This window comes from Moorena sp. SIO3B2 (assembly GCF_010692525.1).
Classification (GTDB): domain Bacteria; phylum Cyanobacteriota; class Cyanobacteriia; order Cyanobacteriales; family Coleofasciculaceae; genus Moorena; species Moorena producens.
On record NZ_JAAHHE010000407.1, the window covers coordinates 1 to 3,257 of the forward strand.

Consider the following 3,257-nt stretch of genomic DNA (forward strand, 5'->3'; position numbering starts at 1 on the left):
TCAATTCCCTCCCAGATTTGAGAAATGGGTAAGGTTTGTCCAGTCACAGCTTGCTGCCAAGACTTGCTAAAACTTTCTGCTGAAAACTCAGTATTATCACCTTCTGGTATAGATTGAGTTTCTAGGGCATGGTTCTTTTGAATAATTGTGGATAGTATTTTGAGTAGTTCAAGCTGCTCTGCTAATGAAAGCGACTGAGCAATGTTGACCGCTTCTTGAACCTGTGATTTCATTAATCTCCTCTATTTATAATTTAATTGTCTACACCAAAATAAAATAATATTCTTTACCAATTCCCGATTCCCGATTCCCCATTCCCGATTCCCCATTCTAAATTCTAAATTCTAAATTCTAAATTCTAAATTCCCTAAATTGGTAACTCCTTCCCTGCAACCGTCAAGCCTTCAGTTACCTCCAATTTGCCATTGATTTTAATAGTTTTTGATGGATTAAGAGGGGACAATTCGATATCACCTTGCTCAGAAATATTAAGGCGTAACATTTCCTTTCCTTTCATCTTGATCACAAGCCCCGCCTTTGCCTCTGAGACATCCAACACCAGCTCATCCTTAATCGTGATTCCCTTCTCAGCAACAATGCCTTTCTCAGCAACAAAGGTTCCTGTGGCAGTTACCTTGTTATTCGTTTCTAGGGAAATACCATCCTCTTGATGTAAACAAATTAGAGCATGACCAGAGCTATTTTCTCCATTAGGACATTGATCATCTGTGCCCTCACACCAACCATTTTCATCAGGTTCCTCAATGGGGCCAGGCATATCATAAGGACAGATGAAAATTTTGAGGTAAACAGGATGGTCCCCTTTTACCTCTTGAATTGAGCCATCCTTAAATTTATAATCGCTGTTTGCCCCTTTGATTCTAACCATTACCCCACCTTGGTATTTCTCGCCTTGGCCTGAATTGAATTAATCTTCTCTGTTGGCACCATCACCGGACAGGGAGCGCCGAGATTACCCACATGGGTGTGGGTAGCCAGAATAATATCGTCATTATCACCAACAGCATTAGCCGGTAACCGTCCACCAACTTGCACAGAAGCCGTGCTTGCATCCCCAATCTTGATCGAACCTACACTTTTGACGGTGACATTAGAGCTAGCTGCATCAATGGTGATGCCGCCACTTTCAACTTTAATCTTGCAGGTGCCGTTATCAATAGTGATATTACCACCAGATAAAGCCACAGTACATTTTTCATTTTTCAGGGTGGCATCTCCTCCTTCCAGGGTGACATGGCACTTTTCGTTGGTGAGATCAATTTTCTGATCATCGACAGTAATCACCTGCTTCTCATTTTTACTAGTAACAGTAACTACCCCCTCCTGATCAATTTTAAAACTACCCCCCTCTTTCAGGTTATTTTGTAGGTAGAATTCCTTTTCTTTGTTGACAGGGGGTTGGTCTTGGTCATTGTAGAGCCGACCAATAATCACAGGAGCATTGAGATTACCCCCAATAAAGGTAACTAACACCAAATCTCCCACATTGGGAATATTAACCAGTCCTAAATGGGGAGTTGCTACTGGCACTTTCCGCAGTTCAAAGTCTTTGCCGTCTGGCTGTTTTTTGTTCTTTAACTTAACTGAACATTGGTAGTTGTCCTTGTCACTCTCAGAGGTATGGGGAAACACCGCTGTCACAATGCCCAACTCAGTAGTGTAAACTTTACGTGCTTCCTGCTGAGCAACCTTCTGCATTACTCCAACAATCGAGTCTGTCACACTTCCTCCCAATCAATTACAGTACAAAAACCACTACGGCGATTGAGACGGTGGCTTACTCCCGTCACTTTGAAGCTACCATTCAGGGTAGCCATCGGCATTTTTGACACCTTGATCTCATCTCCTAGCTTGACATTAGCATTACCTAGCACCTTAATTTCACCCCGTTGCTTCTGGCGCTGCTTAGCCAAAACCGCCTCAGCCATTTTCTGAGCAACTGCCTGGGTACGAGCTGTGGGGTCAGTCAGTCGTAGAGTAGTGATACCAGAACCGGAACCAGCAGTACCCTTAACCTCCTTTTTGGTTAGCCAAGAGTACGCCTGTTCTCCTTGTCCTTGACTGCTGGGACTTTCTCCATAAATTTCCACCTTCTCAACCCCAGGATGGGGTTGCTCCAATTCCAAGGCCAGAATGTCTTCCCCATACTTGAATTGATGGCTACTGGCAGGTTTATATTTAGCAAATACAGCTTTGTCTTGGGTGTTGGCATAGAAATCAAAGCCACATTGTTGTGCTAAAGTTTCGAGATGGTCATAAGCTGACATCAAATCTCCCACCCCATAGACCGAAAATTTCAGACCATTCTGCACTTGCCCCACCTTCACCTTGCCCCACTTGAGAATATCTTTGACAATATCCCCAGCATTCGGTTTTTCGTAAACCCGATTTAACCGAGCTGCGGTTAAACTCCCAAAAGTGCTGGCCGCCTCAATCCTGACACGGTCAATGCTCCAGTCTACCCTACTAACCTTACCGGTAAAGACTAACGTTTGCTTATTCTCATCGCCCAATTCCACCGATACCAGCTCTTCTGGACTGATAGTTAAACCCTGTGGCAACCCTAGAACAAGACAGCAGGTATTCACCGGAATAGTTAACTCACTATGCGATCGCAACTCAATGAGCTGCGTTTGTTGCCCTGCGTTACAGACAACGCTACCAATTTTAATGGTGTAACCAATTTTTAACATCAGGGGAATGGGTAATAGGTAATAGGTAATAGGTAGTAGGTAGTAGGTAATAGGTAATAGGTAGTAGGTAATAGGTAATGGGTGATGGGTGATGGGGAATAGGTAATAGGTAATGGGGAATGGGTAATGGGGTGCATCTCACTTTTGTAAATGTTCGTAGGGTGCGTTAGGGACGGGGGAGCCATTATTGTATTGGTAGCCAGTGTTAGGACAATCCGTCCCGTAACGCACCATCTGGTCAAACGGCAAAAATGAGATGCACCCTGGGGAATGGGTGATGGGTAATGGGGAATGGGTAATGGGTAATGGGTAATGGGTAATCGTAAAAATTAGCCATCAAGATCAACTTAACATAGCACTACCCTCCCAATCACCTAATACCTAATACCTACTACCTATTACCTACTACCTACTACCTATTACCTATTACCCATTACCTATTACCTACTACCTACTACCCATTACCTACTACCTACTACCTACTACCTAATACCTAATACCTAATACCTAATACCTATTACCCATTACCTACTACCTATTACC

At 43.5% G+C, this 3,257-nt stretch carries 5 protein-coding genes; all 5 read right to left on the reverse strand.

The window, feature by feature from the left end:
• Positions 1 to 233: hypothetical protein (locus F6K38_RS34760; protein ID WP_287359663.1), on the reverse strand; the 233-nt coding region annotated here is incomplete at its 3' end.
• 134 nt (positions 234 to 367) lie between these two features.
• Complete coding sequence (locus F6K38_RS34765; RefSeq protein WP_287297715.1) at positions 368 to 889, reverse strand: hypothetical protein; 522 nt, start codon at positions 887 to 889, stop codon at positions 368 to 370.
• A complete protein-coding gene (locus F6K38_RS34770; protein ID WP_287359664.1) occupies positions 889 to 1,743 on the reverse strand; it encodes a phage baseplate assembly protein V in 855 nt (284 codons plus the stop codon). Before F6K38_RS34770 ends, F6K38_RS34765 begins: the two co-directional genes overlap by 1 nt.
• Positions 1,740 to 2,714 (reverse strand): hypothetical protein, encoded by a 975-nt coding sequence (locus F6K38_RS34775; protein ID WP_287359665.1) that lies wholly within the window; start codon positions 2,712 to 2,714, stop codon positions 1,740 to 1,742. The genes F6K38_RS34770 and F6K38_RS34775 overlap by 4 nt, the downstream gene beginning before the upstream one ends.
• Complete coding sequence (locus tag F6K38_RS34780) at positions 2,689 to 2,856, reverse strand: hypothetical protein (protein WP_287359667.1); 168 nt, start codon at positions 2,854 to 2,856, stop codon at positions 2,689 to 2,691. Before F6K38_RS34780 ends, F6K38_RS34775 begins: the two co-directional genes overlap by 26 nt.
• Positions 2,857 to 3,257: the final 401 nt, after the last annotated feature.